General features: G+C 67.3%; 17 protein-coding genes and 1 riboswitch. Of the genes, 5 read left to right on the plus strand and 12 right to left on the minus strand.

Annotated elements, in window-relative coordinates:
* Window positions 1–51: 51 nt before the first annotated feature.
* Entirely contained in the window at window positions 52–951 is a 900-nt protein-coding gene (locus tag HRV97_RS12345; RefSeq protein ID WP_174194575.1) for an aldose 1-epimerase family protein, read from the minus strand.
* Between the two features lie 87 nt (window positions 952–1,038).
* Here HRV97_RS12345 and HRV97_RS12350 point away from each other — a divergent pair, with 87 nt between their 5' ends.
* On the plus strand, window positions 1,039–1,317 hold the full coding sequence (locus HRV97_RS12350) for a hypothetical protein (protein WP_174194576.1): 279 nt from the start codon (window positions 1,039–1,041) through the stop codon (window positions 1,315–1,317).
* A 745-nt stretch (window positions 1,318–2,062) separates the two neighbouring features.
* Here the strand turns inward: HRV97_RS12350 and HRV97_RS12355 are convergent.
* Window positions 2,063–2,908: a hypothetical protein gene (locus tag HRV97_RS12355; protein ID WP_174194577.1), complete on the minus strand. Its 846-nt coding sequence runs from the start codon at window positions 2,906–2,908 to the stop codon at window positions 2,063–2,065.
* A gap of 276 nt (window positions 2,909–3,184) precedes the next feature.
* Between HRV97_RS12355 and HRV97_RS12360 the strand changes: the two genes are divergently transcribed.
* Together HRV97_RS12360 and HRV97_RS12365 are read left to right on the plus strand one after the other, a co-directional pair.
* The gene (locus HRV97_RS12360) at window positions 3,185–3,544 is read left to right on the plus strand and encodes a type II toxin-antitoxin system Phd/YefM family antitoxin (protein WP_343044500.1); all 360 of its coding nucleotides are present in this window, start codon (window positions 3,185–3,187) and stop codon (window positions 3,542–3,544) included.
* 13 nt (window positions 3,545–3,557) lie between these two features.
* On the plus strand, window positions 3,558–3,806 hold the full coding sequence (locus HRV97_RS12365; protein ID WP_343044501.1) for a Txe/YoeB family addiction module toxin: 249 nt from the start codon (window positions 3,558–3,560) through the stop codon (window positions 3,804–3,806).
* On the opposite strand, the gene HRV97_RS12370 is transcribed toward HRV97_RS12365, so the two are convergent.
* The 7 genes from HRV97_RS12370 to HRV97_RS12400 all read right to left on the minus strand — a co-directional run bounded on the left by HRV97_RS12370 (window position 3,789) and on the right by HRV97_RS12400 (window position 11,548).
* Window positions 3,789–4,526, minus strand: a complete 738-nt coding sequence (locus HRV97_RS12370) for a hypothetical protein (RefSeq protein ID WP_174194578.1) — start codon at window positions 4,524–4,526, stop codon at window positions 3,789–3,791. The genes HRV97_RS12365 and HRV97_RS12370 overlap by 18 nt on opposite strands.
* Window positions 4,527–4,532: 6 nt before the next feature.
* The gene (thiC, locus tag HRV97_RS12375) at window positions 4,533–6,446 is read right to left on the minus strand and encodes a phosphomethylpyrimidine synthase ThiC (RefSeq protein WP_174194579.1); all 1,914 of its coding nucleotides are present in this window, start codon (window positions 6,444–6,446) and stop codon (window positions 4,533–4,535) included.
* A gap of 40 nt (window positions 6,447–6,486) precedes the next feature.
* Window positions 6,487–6,597, minus strand: a riboswitch (TPP riboswitch).
* A 203-nt stretch (window positions 6,598–6,800) separates the two neighbouring features.
* Window positions 6,801–7,898: a ferritin-like domain-containing protein gene (locus HRV97_RS12380; RefSeq protein WP_174194580.1), complete on the minus strand. Its 1,098-nt coding sequence runs from the start codon at window positions 7,896–7,898 to the stop codon at window positions 6,801–6,803.
* A 55-nt stretch (window positions 7,899–7,953) separates the two neighbouring features.
* Window positions 7,954–9,003: a ferritin-like domain-containing protein gene (locus HRV97_RS12385; protein WP_174194581.1), complete on the minus strand. Its 1,050-nt coding sequence runs from the start codon at window positions 9,001–9,003 to the stop codon at window positions 7,954–7,956.
* A 399-nt stretch (window positions 9,004–9,402) separates the two neighbouring features.
* On the minus strand, window positions 9,403–10,314 hold the full coding sequence (locus HRV97_RS12390) for a MipA/OmpV family protein (RefSeq protein WP_343044502.1): 912 nt from the start codon (window positions 10,312–10,314) through the stop codon (window positions 9,403–9,405).
* A 63-nt stretch (window positions 10,315–10,377) separates the two neighbouring features.
* On the minus strand, window positions 10,378–10,788 hold the full coding sequence (locus HRV97_RS12395; protein ID WP_174194582.1) for a DUF2141 domain-containing protein: 411 nt from the start codon (window positions 10,786–10,788) through the stop codon (window positions 10,378–10,380).
* Window positions 10,733–11,548 carry a sterol desaturase family protein gene (locus HRV97_RS12400; RefSeq protein WP_174194583.1) on the minus strand — a complete coding sequence of 272 codons (816 nt, stop codon included), beginning with the start codon at window positions 11,546–11,548 and terminating at the stop codon, window positions 10,733–10,735. The genes HRV97_RS12395 and HRV97_RS12400 overlap by 56 nt, the downstream gene beginning before the upstream one ends.
* Before the next feature lie 72 nt (window positions 11,549–11,620).
* On the opposite strand from HRV97_RS12400, the gene HRV97_RS12405 reads away from it, so the two are divergent.
* Complete coding sequence (locus tag HRV97_RS12405) at window positions 11,621–11,914, plus strand: hypothetical protein (protein ID WP_174194584.1); 294 nt, start codon at window positions 11,621–11,623, stop codon at window positions 11,912–11,914.
* A 434-nt stretch (window positions 11,915–12,348) separates the two neighbouring features.
* Here the strand turns inward: HRV97_RS12405 and rplT are convergent, their stop codons facing one another.
* Window positions 12,349–12,723 carry a 50S ribosomal protein L20 gene (rplT, locus tag HRV97_RS12410; protein WP_174194585.1) on the minus strand — a complete coding sequence of 125 codons (375 nt, stop codon included), beginning with the start codon at window positions 12,721–12,723 and terminating at the stop codon, window positions 12,349–12,351.
* A 17-nt stretch (window positions 12,724–12,740) separates the two neighbouring features.
* On the minus strand, window positions 12,741–12,944 hold the full coding sequence (gene rpmI / locus HRV97_RS12415; protein ID WP_174194586.1) for a 50S ribosomal protein L35: 204 nt from the start codon (window positions 12,942–12,944) through the stop codon (window positions 12,741–12,743).
* Between the two features lie 187 nt (window positions 12,945–13,131).
* Between rpmI and HRV97_RS12420 the strand changes: the two genes are divergently transcribed.
* Window positions 13,132–15,219 (plus strand): AsmA family protein, encoded by a 2,088-nt coding sequence (locus tag HRV97_RS12420; protein WP_174194587.1) that lies wholly within the window; start codon window positions 13,132–13,134, stop codon window positions 15,217–15,219.
* Between the two features lie 16 nt (window positions 15,220–15,235).
* Here HRV97_RS12420 and HRV97_RS12425 read toward each other — a convergent pair whose 3' ends face one another.
* Window positions 15,236–16,117 (minus strand): polysaccharide deacetylase family protein, encoded by an 882-nt coding sequence (locus HRV97_RS12425; protein ID WP_174194588.1) that lies wholly within the window; start codon window positions 16,115–16,117, stop codon window positions 15,236–15,238.
* Between the last annotated feature and the right edge of the window lie 28 nt (window positions 16,118–16,145).

Below are 16,145 nucleotides of genomic sequence, written 5' to 3' on the forward strand. Positions count from 1 at the left end.
CGGTTGCTCGCCCGAGCGGCCGGCCGTTGTCGTTTGCGATACCGCGCACGTTCATGCCGTCAGCGTCACCGACATGGCGATGCGCTTCTCGCCGCCGGGGGGGATGGTGAACACGCCAGGCTTGTCGCGATATTCGCCGGTGAAGCCTGCCGGATCGGCGATCCCGTGCCACGGCTCGACGCAGACGAACGGCGCGCCCGGCTTGCTCCAGATGCCGAGCATCGGCGTGTCGGGAAACGCGATCTCCAGCGCCGGGCCGTGCGGTGCACCGTAGCGCACCGACTGGCTGCGCACGCGGTCCCAGATCAGCGCGTCGTGCGCGAACAGGTCGCCCGACAGGTGCAGCGTGCGTCCTTCGAGCGGCGATGGGCGCTCCTCGCCGCTGATCTGCCCGTCGCCGTTCAGCACGCGCAGCGCCTCAGGCTCGTCGTCGGCGAAGGTCACGCGGTGTTCCTCCCGCGGCGCTCCGTAGGGTAGCGGCCAGGCGAAGGCGGGGTGGAAGCCGAAGCTCGCGGGCAGCGGCACGTCGCCCGGATTGTTGACCGTCACCTGGATGTCGAGCGTCGCGCCGTTCAGCGAGAACCCCACTTCCAGCCGGAACGCGAATGGGTAAGAGGCGCGTGTCTCCGCATCGTCGGTCAGCGCGAACACCGCGCGCGTCGGCTCGGCGGCAACCACCGTAAAGTCGCGGCGGCGGGCGAAGCCGTGCTGCTTCATCGGATAGTCGCGGCCGTCGACGCGGATCGTCTCGTTCGCGGGCTTGCCCACCACCGGGAACAGGATCGGTGCGCGCCCGCTCCACCAGCGCGGGTCGGCGTCGGTCATCAGCTCGCGGCCGGCGGCGTCGGTCAGCGACGACAGCTCCGCGCCGTGCGGGTTGATCGCGGCGGACAAATGGTCGCTGGCAATTCGGATCCAGCCGTGATCGTCGGTCGGGGAAGCGTCGGGCATGGCGTAGCCAACGCGCGAGGCGCGATTTGGAACCGGTGCCCGAGCAGATCATTGAACCCCCGCAACGAACCAGAAAGGGGAATATCCATGAAGACGATCCTGAAGGCCACCGGCGTGGCCGCGCTGCTGATGCTGGGCGCGTGCGGCGGCAATGCCGACGACAAGGCCGCCGACAACATCGAGGCGATGACCGAGAACCGTGCGGACGCGCTCGACGCGCAGGCCGACGCGACCGGCAACGAGCAGGTGTCCGACATGCTCGAGGACCGCGCCGACAACGTCCGCGAGATGGGCGACGACGCCGCCGACAAGGCCGATGACAATGACGACGCGCGCGTCGAGCAGCAGGTCAAGAACCAGATGTGATCCGCTTAGGTGGGCGGGGCGATGCGCGACGCACGCTGCCGCCCGCCTGGCGTTGATCGAGCATCGGGTTCGGCGCGGGAAGCGTCGGACCCGATGCTCGTTGCGGCCTGGAAGGTCACGCTAAGGTCACGCGAGCGCGTAGTGCTGCGACGGGGCTGTTGCTCCGTGAGCCGTGGAAGGTCATGCTAAGGTCACACCAACGCACGGTATTGTGACGGGGCTGTTGTCTCTTGGGCTGCCAGACGTGGAAGGTCAGGCTTAGCCGCTTCTGCACCAGCTTGACGCTCATGCTCTCGTTATCCTGGACTTGATCCGGGGTGCCGCTTCTTTGGCGGGGTGGGAGAAGGTAGCGGGATCTTGGATCAAGTCCGGGATGACGGTTGGTTGTATCCGTTGGGGATTGCCTCAGGGGCTCGGCGATGCGTGGTGTTGCGTCGGACATTGCGGACCTCGAAACTTGTAAGGTCATACTAAGGTGACGCCAAAGCGCGTGAAGTTAGTTCGCTAATCGCCGGGTGCGTACGGCCTGGGTGTCGGGTCGGAGCGACTTCCGCTGATTGATCGCGATCTCGCCATCGTCCGTGCGGCGACGCGGCGACGCGGCGGGCCAACTCGCTGCGAGGCGTGCGTGTCGTGGCGGTCGTGGCTCGATCCGGATCACATAGGCGCGCCAGCGGTGGCGTATGTAGGCGACCTCGGCGCTGCCCGACCCGGCGACCGTTCCGCGCTCCCCACCCGCCCGCGATCATAGCTCGGGCGTGCCGTCGTAGTCGCGTGTCGGCTCGCGCCCGAACGGATCGTTCCCGCGCGCCCAGTCGGCGTCGTCGCGCGCTGCGTCACGGGCGGCGCGCGCGCGGGCGCGTTCGGTCGCGACGTGGCTGTCGCCTTCCACCGACGGGCGGGCGTAGCGCTGGCGTTCGAGGTCGGGGTAGCGTTCGAAGAGCTCGCCCATCCCCGCCGCGGCGTCCAGCGCATCGGCGAGCGCGTCGGGCGCCATCAGCCGGTGCGGCTCGGCCGGGGTGACCGGCGACAGCGCAGGCGTCGCGCGCGCCATCGACAGCGTGGGTGCCGCGCGCGGTTCGTCGGCGCGGCGCGTGTCCTCGTGCGCGTGGCGGAAGCGATCGGGGCGGTAGGCGCGCAGCAGGAACATGAGCAGGCGGTCGTTATATTGCCGCTTCGACCCGATGCGGCAGCCGTCGCGGTCGAACACGGGCACGTCGACGCCCTCGATCGCGCGGGAAAAGGCGAGTGCCTGGAGGTGATCGGCGGCGGCATCGAGTGCGGCGTCCCAGGCGCGCGCGAAACTCTCCGCACCCGCCGCGCGGCGCAGGCGATAAGCGCTGCCGATCGACATATCGACCGCGGCGCAGGCGGCGGACACGAGCCCGGTATCCGCCAGCGCCTCCACGAAGCGCGCCTGCACCTCGGGCGACCAGCCATCGGCACGCGGGCGGCGCGGGACGGGTCGCCACTCGAAGTCGTTCGGATCGAAGCCATGCGCGTCGCGCTCGGGCGACGGGGCTTGGGTTGCAGGGAGCGCGGCCGCGTGGGGAGCGGCGGCGCCGGCTGGGGTGTGCGGATAGTCGTGCATCCGCGAGGGTAAACGCAGATCGCGGGCGTGTAGGACAGTGGGGCACGGCATCGTCACTTTGCACGGATGTGCAAATTGCGAGGCCCATTTTTCACGAAACGGCTGTTCCGTGAAAAGTGGGCGGCAACTTTGGTAGGTCACTGCAATGAGCAGAGCGGTGGTCGCGGTGTGACGGCTAGCCTCCGGTCCGGGTGCTCGCTCCGAATGTGACTGACCTCCATCACCACCGATCAAGCCGCGGCTTGCGCCGTTACCTCCCGCATCGGGGCACGCGCGGTGGTCGGCTTCGCCGGGCAAGCATCCGTTGGGCACGTGCAGATCGCGGGCGTGCAGAACGGGAGGTGCGTTGACCTGCCGATCTCGCGCCTTCATCTTACCGGCATGCGCGCAATTTCCTGTGTCGAGGCGAGCGACGATCTGGATGCGGTGATCGCCATGGTGGTCGCTGACTGTACACCGGTCGCGATCACGCGACGGCGTAGTGAGGGCGCGGTGCTGGTTTCGGCGAGCGGGTGGGCGGCGATCGAGGAAACCTTGTACCTGCTACGCTCGCCCGCCAACGCCAAGCGGCTGCTGGACAGCATCGCCGAACTTGAAGCCGGGAACGGCGAGGTACATGATTTCGTAACGCCGTGAAGCTTCAGCGCTCGTGGCGGAGTATCAGGACCTCAACGCGCACGATACGAAGCTGTTTGCCAAGCTCAACACTTTGATCGAGGGATGTCGGCGCCACTCGCTCGAGGTCACCGGCAAGCCGGAGCCCCTCGGCAATAACCTGTTAAGCTGGTGGTCGCGCCGGATCAGCCACGAGCATCGCTTGGTGTACCGCGCGGCGAGATCAGGCGAGAAGCATGTTGCGCATGGCGCAGTGCCGGTATTACTATTGACTGATACTTGAGATGAGGTTCTGTAGTACGTTAACTGTTTGCTTATCAGGTGTACCGCTAAAAGACTTCACCTTCTGTAAGCCTTGCTGAGCCACCCCAAGTAGTCGAATTCGCTCGACGTCGGAAAGCTCGTTCGATGCAATGTTTTCAAGAGCAAGGGCGGCGTGATAAAAGAGGAACGGCTGCTCGTGTTCAAAGCGTTTAGCTAACCATTCAACGTCAGCGACAGCAGGGTTCATCTGCATCATCGCAATAGCTGCCAATCGACTGCCGCTTGAGCCGGAACCTTTGTAGATTTGTATTCGCCCTACTAGGGTTGGAGCTAACGCACGCATTTTTACAAGGACACGCGTCATAGCTTCTGTTCGGTTTGAACCGGCCGGCATCGAGCGGCGAATTGCGTCGTACTCAAGACAAAGCCGATCAAGTTGTTCAGACAACACATCTGTGTGGCTGTCAGCTTTAACTGTGATCCTTGCGGCAGCCTCAATCTGAAGTGGAGTGACCTCCCCGGAGCTGACATTTGCAGAAGCATTTGCAACTTCATCAAGTTCCGCTTCAATACCTGCGACTTTCATCTTGCGCATGCGATCGAGCAGCCCAGGCAAGCGTTGAAAGCCGCCTCTAATTTCAGTACGAAAAATCAGCGTTATAGTTAAGATGCAAACCGGCCAAGCGACTGCACCCAGCAGAACACCAAACGCAGTAATGAGCTTGGCCGTTTCTTCCACCTTCGTTTACTCCGCTTGTCGCAGATATACCTCGCCACCTTGTTCCCGGAAACGCTCGCTCATCTCGGCCATGCCGGCCTCGGCCGACGTTGCGTCGAGCGGCGCGGCCCCTTCACCATGCTGCGCATGGTCCCCCTCCCCGTGCCGGGGTGGCTGAGCAGCGACGAAGGTTTCGACCGGCGCGTTCTGCTTGGCCGCGAAGTCGCGTACTTCCTGCGTGATCTTCATCGAGCAGAATTTCGGTCCGCACATCGAGCAGAAGTGTGCGGTCTTCGCGCCCTCGGCGGGCAGCGTCTGGTCGTGGTACGACTCCGCCGTGTCGGGGTCGAGGCTGAGATTGAACTGGTCGCGCCAGCGGAACTCGAAGCGGGCGCGGGACAGCGCGTCGTCGCGCATCTTGGCCGCCGGGTGCCCCTTTGCCAAGTCGGCAGCGTGGGCGGCGAGCTTGTAGGTCACCACGCCGACCTTGACGTCGTCGCGGTCGGGGAGGCCCAGATGCTCCTTGGGCGTGACGTAGCAGAGCATGGCGGTGCCGTACCAACCGATCATCGCGGCACCGATGCCACTGGTGATATGGTCGTAACCCGGCGCGATGTCGGTGGTGAGCGGCCCCAATGTGTAGAACGGCGCCTCGCCGCACGCCTCGAGCTGCTTTTCCATATTCTGCTTGATCTTGTGCATCGGCACATGGCCGGGGCCCTCGATCATCACCTGCACGTCCTGTTCCCAGGCGCGCTTGGTGAGTTCGCCCAGTGTGTACAATTCGGCGAACTGCGCTTCGTCGTTGGCGTCGGCGATCGAGCCGGGGCGGAGACCATCGCCGAGCGAATAGGCGATGTCATACGCCTTCATGATCTCGGTGATTTCGTCGAAGCGCTCGTAGAGGAAGCTCTCCTTGTGGTGGCTGAGGCACCATTTCGCCATGATCGAGCCGCCGCGGCTGACGATGCCGGTCACGCGCTTGGCGGTGAGCGGCACGTAGGGGAGGCGGACGCCGGCGTGGATCGTGAAGTAATCGACGCCCTGCTCGGCCTGCTCGATCAGCGTGTCGCGGAAGATCTCCCACGTCAGCTCCTCGGCAATACCGCCGACCTTTTCCAGCGCCTGGTAGATGGGAACGGTGCCGATCGGCACGGGCGAGTTGCGGATGATCCACTCGCGCGTGTCGTGGATGTTGCGGCCCGTCGACAGGTCCATCACCGTGTCCGCACCCCAGCGGATCGACCAGACGAGTTTGTCGACCTCGGACGCGACGTTGGAGGCGACCGCGGAATTGCCGATGTTGGCGTTGATCTTGACCAGGAAATTGCGGCCGATCGCCATCGGCTCGGTTTCGGGGTGGTTGATGTTGTTGGGGATGATCGCGCGGCCGCGGGCGACCTCGTCGCGGACGAACTCGGGCGTGACGTAATCGGGGATGGAGGCGCCGAAATCTTCGCCGTCGCGGACGTATTCACGCAGCATCTCGCGGCCGAGGTTCTCGCGCGTGGCGACATATTCCATCTCGGGCGTGATGATGCCGCGGCGGGCGTAGTGCATCTGGCTGACGTTGGCACCGGCCTTCGCGCGCAAGGGACGGCGGTTGACGTTGGGGAAGGGCTGCACCCCGCCCGAGCGGTCGGGGCCGAGCTGTCCGTTGTCCTCGGGCCGGATCTCGCGTGCGTCATATGCCTCGACGTCGCCGCGCGCGATGATCCAGTCGCGGCGGAGACTCGGCAGGCCGGCCATGATGTCGATGCGGGCGTTCGGGTCGGTGTAGGGGCCGGAGGTGTCGTAGACGTTGAGCGGCGGCTCCCCGCACGAGGGATCGAGATTGATCGCGCGCATTGCGACGCCGAGGGGGCCGACGTGGATCTTGCGGGAACCGCGGATCGCGCCGGTGGTGACGCCGATCTCGCTGCGGGCCTGGATGTCTGCCATGCGCTTCACTCTCCTTATGGGGGAGAGGATCGGTGGCCGGGTATGGTCGCCGCTCCACTCCCTACGCCGGTGTCAGCCGGATCAGGTTCAGCGGGTCGGGGGCTCAGGCGCCCCCCTCTCAACCGCCTCAGCGGTCCCCCGGGGATGCGGCGCAGTATAGGCGCGTGGGGGCGGAGTGGAAGGGGGTTTCGGTGGAGGGGTGTTCCGCTGGCCTCGTGGACATGCGACCAGGCGCACGAACCCCGGATCGTGACGGTGTGAGACGGAGCCGGTGCCGTGACGTCAGACGTCGCCTTCGCGGCGACGCTGATCGTCGTGACGAGGCGTCGGCGATCCACCGACGCCGTGCGCGGCTTACCCGCCGCTCGCCGCGCTGATCTTCAGGTTGCCGTTGACGCCCGCGGGGAAGAAGCCGCCCTTGTCGACCGCGGCGTTGCTGAGGAACGCGATGTTGAGCACCTGCCCGACCGTGCGGCTGAACGCGATGCCGTTGTCGTCGGCGGGGACGATGTTCGACACGTCAGCGGTGCCGGTGATCCCCTGGTCGAGGTCGCGATTGTCGACGCCGGTCGGCAGGCCGGTCGCGGTCGAGCTGGGGGTCGGCGAGGGCGTGGGGGTCGGCGTCGCGGTCGGCGCGCGGACGCCGTCGAGCAGATCGCGCGCGTTGGAGATCGCGTCGGCCTTTGTGCGCAGCGACGGCGTTGCCAGCCCCTTCTGATAGAGCGTCGTGCGGATCAGCCCGGCGTGATACGCCTCCGCCGCCAGGAGGCCGGCGGTCGCCTCCTGATAGCCGGGGGTGAACACCAGGGTCGACGACGCGCCCTTGTACGCGGTGACGCCGACGTCCTCGAAGATGTACGCACCGAGCAGGAAGTTCTCGTCGGTGGCGTAGGGGTCGAAGGTGTCGTTGGCACCCGCGATCCCGGCAGCACGCGCGGCGGCGGTGAACGGGCCGGCGGCGCTCAGGTCGATGGCGGGCATCGCCACCGCGGCGCTGCCGAGCACCTGGCGCAGGAAGGCGACGTGCGCGCGCTCGTCGCCCGCGATCTCGCGCGCGTAGGCGGCGACCACCGGATCGGTGAAGGCGACGCGGCGGCCACCAGTCACGGCGCCGGCGGTACCGGTGCCCGCGGTCAGGGTCGCCGGCAGCCCCTGCCCGGTCGCGGCAAAGGCGTAAAATTGCGCTTCGAGATATTCGAGCTGGAGCGCGAAGTTGAGCACGTCGACCTCGGCGGTCGAGCTGGTCGCCGACGCGGTTGGGGTGGGCGTGGGGTTGGTGATCGGATTGTCGTCATCGTCGTTGCCTCCGCAGGCGGCGAGCAGCGACAGGCCGCCGGCGACGGCGATGCCGCCGCTCGCCAGCTTGATGAAGCGGCGACGCTCGGCGCGGCGCTCGGCCGCGGCGGCGAGGATCGTGTGGGCGAGCGCGGGATCGGTGATGGGATCGGTCATCGAAGCGGACACTTTATGCGAGAAGGATCGATTGGGGGCGGGCGCGGGGTGCGCGTCAGGTCGCGGCGGCGCTGGTCCTGATCGCGCCGTTGACCCCGGCCGGGAAGAAGCCGCCGGTGCCGACCGCGGCCTGGTTCAGGTACAGGATGTTGAGCACGCGGTCGCCCGTCCGGCTGTAGGCGAGGCCGTTGCCGTTGAGCGGCACGATATTGGACACCGTCTCGCCCGCCTCGTTGGTGCCCGGCGTGATCCCCTGATCGTCGTCGGTCGCGTAGCCGGTGACGAGGTTCTCGGTCGCGCTGCCGTCGAGCCGGTCGCGCGCGTCGGACAGCTGCTGCGTCTTCTCGATCAGGCGCAGTGCGGGTGTCTCGATGCCCTTGCGGTACAAGGTCGTGCGGATCATCGCGGCGTGATACGCTTCCACCGCCAGGATGCCCTGCGTCGCCTCGAGCAGGGTCGAGTTGGCGAGGCGCCCGGTCGTGCCCTTGTAGGCGGTGACGCCGACGTCCTCGAATAGGAACGCGGCGAGCAGGAAATTCTCGTCGCTGGCATAAGGGTCGAAGGTTTCGCTCGCCCCGACCACGCCGGCGGCGCGCGCCGCGGCGGTGAAGGCACCGGCTGGGCTCAGGTCGATCGCGGGCTGCGCCACCGCGAGCGAGCCGATGGCGGACCGCAGAAAGGTGACGTGGGCGAGCTCGTCCGCCGCGATCTCACGCGCGAACTGCGCCACGATCGGATCGGTGAAGGCGACGCGGCGCCCGCCGGTTGCCGCACCCTGTGCGCCGGTGGTGGTGACGCCGCCCTGAAGCCCCGTGCCGATCGCCGCGCCGTTGACCGCGAAGGCGTAGAAATTGGCCTCGAGATATTCGAGGTTGAGCGCGAAGTTGAGGTAGTCCGAGACGCCCAGCGTGCTGGTTGCGGTCGCGCTGGGCGACGGCGTGGGCGTCGGCGTCGCGGTTTGCGCGCCGGCGCGGCCCGCCGCTACCATCGCGCCACCGGCGGCAACCGCGCCGAGGGCTTGTCCGAAGAACGCGCGCCGCTCCTCGCGCCGCGTCGCCCGTGCGTCGAGCGCCCCGATCAGTTCGCCTTCGCCCATCGCCTGCATCCTTCTTCCGCTACGCTCGACCATGCCGCGGCGAACCTTGCGCGCGGCTGACTCGATCGCAGCGATAGGCGCAGGCGGACGTGGGTGCAAATGGTGGGTGGTGGGCGGCGACGTGGTGTCGGCTGGGTCAGCCGGGCGATCGGGGATGTGGGAGAGGCGGTCGCTGCCGTTTGAAGCGGTGAGATGGGACGCTGCGGTTCGCCGCGACGCTCTTCAACCGGGGGCGTCATGCGGCGGGAGTGACCGGGCGAGCCGAGCGGACGCATTCTCCACTCGTCGCCCCGGACTTGATCCGGGGTCCCGCTTTCTGGTCAGCCTGAGAGAAGAAGCGGGATCCCGGGTCAAGCCCGGGATGACGTCTGGGTGGGTGAGTCGTCGATCGACCTACCCAAGGTAAGGTCAGAAGGTGTAGCCGATGCCCACTGCGCCGAGCCACTGATCACGCGAACCCGCGATGCTGACGATCGGCGTGTCGCCGAAGTCGTTGAGCATCCTTTTGTAGGTGCCGCCCGCGATCACCTTGAACCCGTGCAGCAGGTCGCCGGTCAGCGAATAGGTGCCGGCGAAGCCGACGACGTAGTTCTTCCACCCGCCGCGCGTGCGGAACGCGGGCAGGCCGCTCGCCGCCACGTCCTGTGGGCGGACGTCGAAATAGGTGCGGCCATATTCGCGCTCGACCTTCTCGGCCGAGCCGAAGATGCCGATCGCCGCCTTGGTGCTGAGCGGGGTGTAATAGCTGATCGAGGGCTGGATCACGCCGCTGTCGTGAATGCCGGTCACGTCGTAGCGATAGCTGACCGACACCGTCAGCTTGTCGTAATCGCTGGTGATGACGCCGACCTTGCCGACGCCGACATAGCCGCCGAGTTCGAGCGCGGTCGAGGTGGTCGGCAGCGCCTTGACGCGGGGATCGTCGATGCCCTTGCGGCTGACCCGGTTGAAGTTGACCAGCCCGACGGGGCCAGCCTGGAAATCCCATTTGGCGTCGGTGGGCTCGGCGATCAGATCGACCGAGGCACGGTTGCCGAGCACCTGGAACGAGACGCCGCCCAGCGTGCCGATCGCCGCCGGCGCGGGCGTCAGCGAGTAATCGTTCGAGCCTTCGTAATCGGGCAACCACGCACCCGCCACCGCGACGGTTACCGTGTTGCCGTTGGCGTTGGGCACCGGCATCGGCGGGGCGTTGGGGTCGACCGGCGCGGACTGCGCCAGCACCGGAGCGGCAAGGAGCGACGACGCGGCGGCGACCGCCAGCGTGGCGAGGCGGAGCGGACGGAGCGAGCGAACGGCGACGGGACGAACAGCGGACACAAAATTTCCCCTTTGATCTGCCCGCGTGAACGAGCGTTTACGGCTTTGTGTCCGCTTACGTCCTTACAGCATGTAGCGCATGCCGATCTGTTGCCGTTGTGCATCACCCGCGATCGCGAAGCGCGCGGCGGAAAAGCGCGGCGCGCCGAAGCGGATCGGCGGATTGCGCGAGAAGCCGAAGCCCTCGCGCGGGATGCCCGCGAACGTGTCGAGCTTGGCGTTGCCGTTCTCGTCGTGGATCACCGCCACGGCGTAATTGCCATAAGGCAGGCCGGCGAAGCGCAGGCCGTGCGTCGTCGCGGGCACGTTGCGCGTCACCGCATCCTTGTCGTCGACGCACGACGGAAAGTTCTCCGCATCCGCGGTCAGGCAGACGCGCAGCATCCCCTTGGTCGAGCGCAGATGGTCGATGCCGACGTCAAGCGACGCGACCGGCGCTGCCCCCATCAGCAACAACGTGGCGCTCGCCAGCATGCCCACGCGCGCGCGCCTTGGCATGGGCGCGGGTGAAGTCGCCGACCCCATCGTCGGTGCCGCAAACCCGGTCCCAGAACCGGAAATAAAGCCCATAATTGCACCCATATCGTTCGTGGTGACGCTGATGATGGCTGGCCGTGATCAGCCAGCGTCCCACTACCCCCCGCCACATGAACCGGGGGAAAATCTCCCACCCCATATGGTTGGTCACACCCATAACGGTCATGATCGTCAGCACCAAGCCGAGGGCTGCGACGTGGATCGGAATCGCGAGCACCAGTAGCGGAATTGCCACAGCGCCGGTCAATGCCTCGATCGGGTGGAATGCCATCGCCGCCCAGGCGGTCGGCGGGCGGCTGGCATGGTGAACGGCATGCGCGAGCTTGAACGGCCGCGGCCGGTGCATCCAGCGGTGCGTCCAGTAGAACCAGGTGTCGTGCAGGAACAGATAGGCGAGCACCGACACGGGCAGGTACCACAAGGGGAAATCGTGCACGTCGCGGTAGACGCGGGTCCAGCCGTGATTGTCCCACCCCCAGGCGAGCACGCCCGCGGGTATGCCGTAGATCGCGGCGGAGACGAGGCTCCACCAGATCTCGCGCCGGATCTGCGGATCGAGCCCGGTGTAGAGGCCTGGATGCCTGAGCTTCGTCGCCCACGCGAACCCGGCCGAGGTAATCAGGTAGCGCACGCCGACGATCAGCGTCATCGCGATCGCGGACAGCGTGACGGCGGCGAGGATCGACAGCGCGGACATGCATGGCCTGTAGCCGATCGCGGATCATCCGCCCATCCCGCTCGTTCACAGCCTGAAAACAAGGAGATGGCGATGACCGACCCGAACGCTGCACCCGAGGATATCGGCACCGACGCACGCGACGACGCGACCGCGGCGAACGTGCTGCGCGATACCAACGGCGGCACGCCGGGCAGCGATGCCGGCGGCGGTGGCGGCATGGGCGGGCAGGATGCGGCTGATGCGGCGGCAGCCTCGGCCGCAGCGAGCGGGGGCGGCGCGAATGCGGCGAACCCGGTCGATACCGGGCTGGACACCGGGGCTGCGGACGCCGCGGCCGAGGCACGCGCGCGGTCGGTGGCGGATAGCGGGTCCACGGCGCGGTGACGCGGTTGTAGGAGCCTCCCACCACTCGTCATCCCGGCTGCTGCGGTGATCGACCCACGCGTCGGTGGGGCTCGCAAATACACGATGCATTGAGCGGATGTAGATGCCGTCTCTACCCACCCGTCACCCCGGACTTGATCCGGGGCCCCGCTTATTCGGGCGCGACGGCGGCGGAGATGTGAGTCGACTTCGGCATGGCACGAACAGTCGAAGCGGCTGCTGGCGAGCAACTCCTGTCCGCCTTCGACCCTGAGGCGTGAACCACTTCCGAGCCGGTGCACCAAGAAGCGGGATCCCGGATCGAGCCCGGGATGACGGGTGGGGGTGGCGCTACGCCGGATCGATCGCGTAGCTTCCGCGAGAAGACGCGCAACGAAAAAGGCGCCGGTGGATCGCTCCACCGACACCCTTTCTGGATCAACCGGATCGTTCGATCAGGCGGCCTGCTGCTGCTCCGGCAGTGCGGCCTTCGCCTGCGCGATGATCGCGGTGAAGGCTTCGCCCTCGTGCATCGCGATATCGGCCAGGACCTTCCGGTCCAGTTCGATCCCGGCGAGCTTCAGCCCGTGCATGAACTGGCTGTAGCTCAACCCCTCGGCGCGGACGCCGGCGTTGATGCGCTGGATCCACAGGCCGCGGAAGGTGCGCTTCTTCACCTTCCGGTCGCGATACGCGTACTGGCCGGCCTTCTCGACCGCCTGCCGCGCGACGCGGATCGTGTTCTTGCGACGGCCGCGGTAACCCTTGGCCTGTTCCAGAATGTTCTTGTGCTTGGCGCGAGTGGTTACGCCCCGCTTGACGCGTGCCATATCTCAGTCCTTCTCGCTCAGTTCAGGCCGTAGGGGGCCCAGGCCTTCACGGCCGCCGTGTCCGCCTTCGACAGCACCTTGGTGCCGCGGTTCTGGCGGATGTACTTGCCGTTGTGGTGCAACAGGCGGTGGCGCTTGCCGGCGACGCCGTGCTTGAGCAGGCCGGTGGCGGTGAGCTTGAAGCGCTTCTTGACGCCGCTCTTGGTCTTCAGCTTGGGCATTTTGGTCCTTTCGGTTGAGAGGAGGCTGAAAACGGCCGCGGCAGCCCCAGATGGCCGGGCCGTTCCTTTAAGCGCCTCGCTCACGGAAGCTGCGCGCCTTAGCCGCGGATCGCGCGCGATGCAACCGTCCTGCTCCCCACCCGCTCCCATGCAACCAAGCACCGCGTTCGACCATTGCGCTCCCGTCATGACGACGACGACCCAGCCCGACGAACCGGTCGAGCGCGCAAACGCGACCGGCCCGGTCGCGTCCAGGCGTCGGCGGGTTGCGCGCAACATCGTCCTGGCTGTGCTGGGCACGATCTTCGCCGCTTGGGCGATCCTGTTCGTCACCAAGGGGCGCTTCCTGAAATCGCCATTCGAGCGGATCGTCGGCCGCATGACACACCGCGAGGTGCGCGTCGGCGGCGACTTCCAGCTCTATTTCGCGCCGTTCCAGATCAAGTTCCACGCCGAGCGGTTGCGCATCTCCAATCCCGATTGGGCGACCAAGCCGAACCTGTTCGAGGCCGAGCGGATCGACACGCGGATCGCGCCCTTGTCGCTGATCTTCGGGCGGCGGCGGCTCTATTGGCTCGACCTGACGAACGCGGCGCTCGATATGGAGTGGAACGAGCGCCACGATCGCAACACCTGGACCTTCAGCGAGAAGAAGGGCGGCAAGCCGTTCGAGCTGCCGCGGATCGACCGCGCGACCGTGGCGGGCACGAGCGTGCGTTACCGCGATCCGCGCATGCGGTTGCTCGCCGATCTCGACGTCGACACGATCCGCTCGGTTCAGGCGCGGATCGGGCAGGCGGTGGGGGTGAAGGGCGCGGGCACGATCCGATCGACGCCGTTCAGCGTGTCCGCGCAACTGCTGTCGCCCGACACCACCGCCAACCGCGGCGAGAACAAGCTGGTCGCGACGGCACGCGCCGCGGGCAACACGGTCGATATCGCGGGCACGCTGCCGAGCCTGGCCGATATCGAGGACGTGCCGCTGCGCGTCAGCGCGCGGGGGCGCGACCTGTCGACGCTGCTCGGCATCATCGACGTGGCGATCCCACAGACGCGGACCTACGCTCTACGCGGGCAGATGGTGAAGGCGGGCGACGAATACCGCTTCACCCGCATCACCGGCACCGCCGGGCAGACCGACCTGGCGGGTCGGCTGACGATCACCAACGGCGCGCGGCTGCACCTCGATTCGCAGCTAGCGACGCGCAGCCTCGACATCGTCGACGCGGCACCCTTTATCGGGTTCAACCCCGACACGGTCGCGACCAAGGGCGTGACCGCCGCGGCGGCGGAGACGGGTGCGGCGCCGGCACGGCTGATGCCCGACGCGGCCTTCCCGGTGGAGACGATGCGGCGGTTCGACGCCGATCTGAAATGGACGATTCAGGCGGTACGCTCGCGCCGGGTGCCGATCAGCGACGTCGACGTGACGCTGAACCTCGACCGCGGCAAGCTGACCGTCGCGCCCCTGACCTTCGCGATGGCGCGCGGCAACGTGGCGTCGGACCTGGTGTTCGACACGCGCCAGCGGCCGAGTGCGGTGTCCTATGACATCCGGCTAGCCCCTACCCCGCTCGGGCGGTTGCTGGCGGGCTGGGGCGTCGCGGAGGCGGGAACGAGCGGCACGGTGCGCGGGCGCATCCAATTGGCGGGACGCGGCGACACGATCCACGATTCGCTCAGCACCGCGCGCGGGCGGATCGCGTTCGTGCTGCCCGCCGGCACGCTGTGGACGCGCAATGCCGAACTGGCCGAGCTCGACATCGGAACGTTCGTGCAGAAGATGTTCTCGGGTGCGCTGAAAGAGCCGGTGAACATCAACTGCGGGTTGATCGGCTTCACCGTGCGCGGCGGGGTGGCGGCGGCGGACCCGGTGCTGATCGACACGCGCAAGAACGTCGTCACCGCGCGCGGCGGGTTCAGTTTCCGCACCGAGGGCGTCGACTTGGCGTTCAAAGCCGATTCGAAGAAGTTCAGCCTGTTCTCCGGCCAATCGCCGGTCGGGATCAAGGGCACGTTCGCGCAGCCGGGATTGCAGATCATCACGCCCGAGCTGTTGTCGCGCGCGGGCGTCGGACTGGGGCTGGCGGTGCTGGCGACGCCGGTCGCGGGGTTGATCGCGTTCATCGATCCGGGCGACGCCAAGGCCGCGGCGTGCGGCCCGGTGCTGGCGGGCAAGACTGCCGCCGCCCAGCGCACTGTTAAGGGCGAGGCGCGCGACGACGTGGGGGGAAGCGCCAAGCCGAAGCGCAAGAAGTTCCTCGGCATCTTCTAGCCCGATAAGCGGGCGCCTAAACGCCCAGATCGTGCTCGATCACGTGGTCGGCGATCTGGCCGGCCGTCGTCCACCAGATGCGTGGGTCGTTATCGGCGCGTAGCCGCTCTAAGGCGCGCGCGAGCGGCGGCAAACGGTGCGCCTGACCCATGATATACGGGTGGAGCGCGACGCCGAGCACCAGCGGGCGGCGGTCGCACTCGCTGAGCAATTGCGCCACCGCATCCTCGATCGTCGCGGCGAACTGCGATGCCTCGCCGTTGCGCGCGACGATCGCGGGAATGTCGTTGATCTCCTGCGAATAGGGCACCGACAGCAGCCGGCCCGTGTCGGTCGACAGCCACGTCGGCTGGTCGTCGTGCGCCCAGTCGAGCGTGTAACGGTAACCAGCCTGGTGCAGCAGATCGGGCGTGTCGTGGCTTTCGGAGATCCACGGCCCGAGCCAGCCGGTCGGCCGCGTGCCGAGCGCCGCCAGCGCGTCGGTGGTGCGCGCGATCAGATCGCGTTCGTCGGATTGCGACAGCTCGCCCTGCGCGGCGGCGTTGCTCTCTCCGTGCGCCGCAATCTCGTAGCCGCGCGCGACGCACGCCTCGGCGAGGCCGGGGCAGGTCGCGAGCACGTCGGCGTTGAGCAGCGCGGTGGCGGGTAAGCCGAGCCGGTCGAACAAATCAAACAGCCGCCACGCGCCGACGCGGTTGCCGTAATCGCGCCACGCATAGTTGAGCACGTCGGGCTGGTTCTTGGGCGGGGCGAGCTCGGCACCCATCCCGCCGCCGAAGTCGAACACCTCGTAATTAATGCCGAAGTAGATCGCGAGCCGCTTGCCCTCGGGCCAGTCGTAGTCGGGACGATCGGTGATCGGGCGATAAGCATAGCGCGGCGGGGTGGAGACGGTCATCGCCCCACAACGCGCGCGCGGCGCGAAA

It is taken from the genome of Sphingomonas hominis, assembly GCF_013328205.1.
GTDB lineage: Bacteria > Pseudomonadota > Alphaproteobacteria > Sphingomonadales > Sphingomonadaceae > Sphingomonas > Sphingomonas hominis.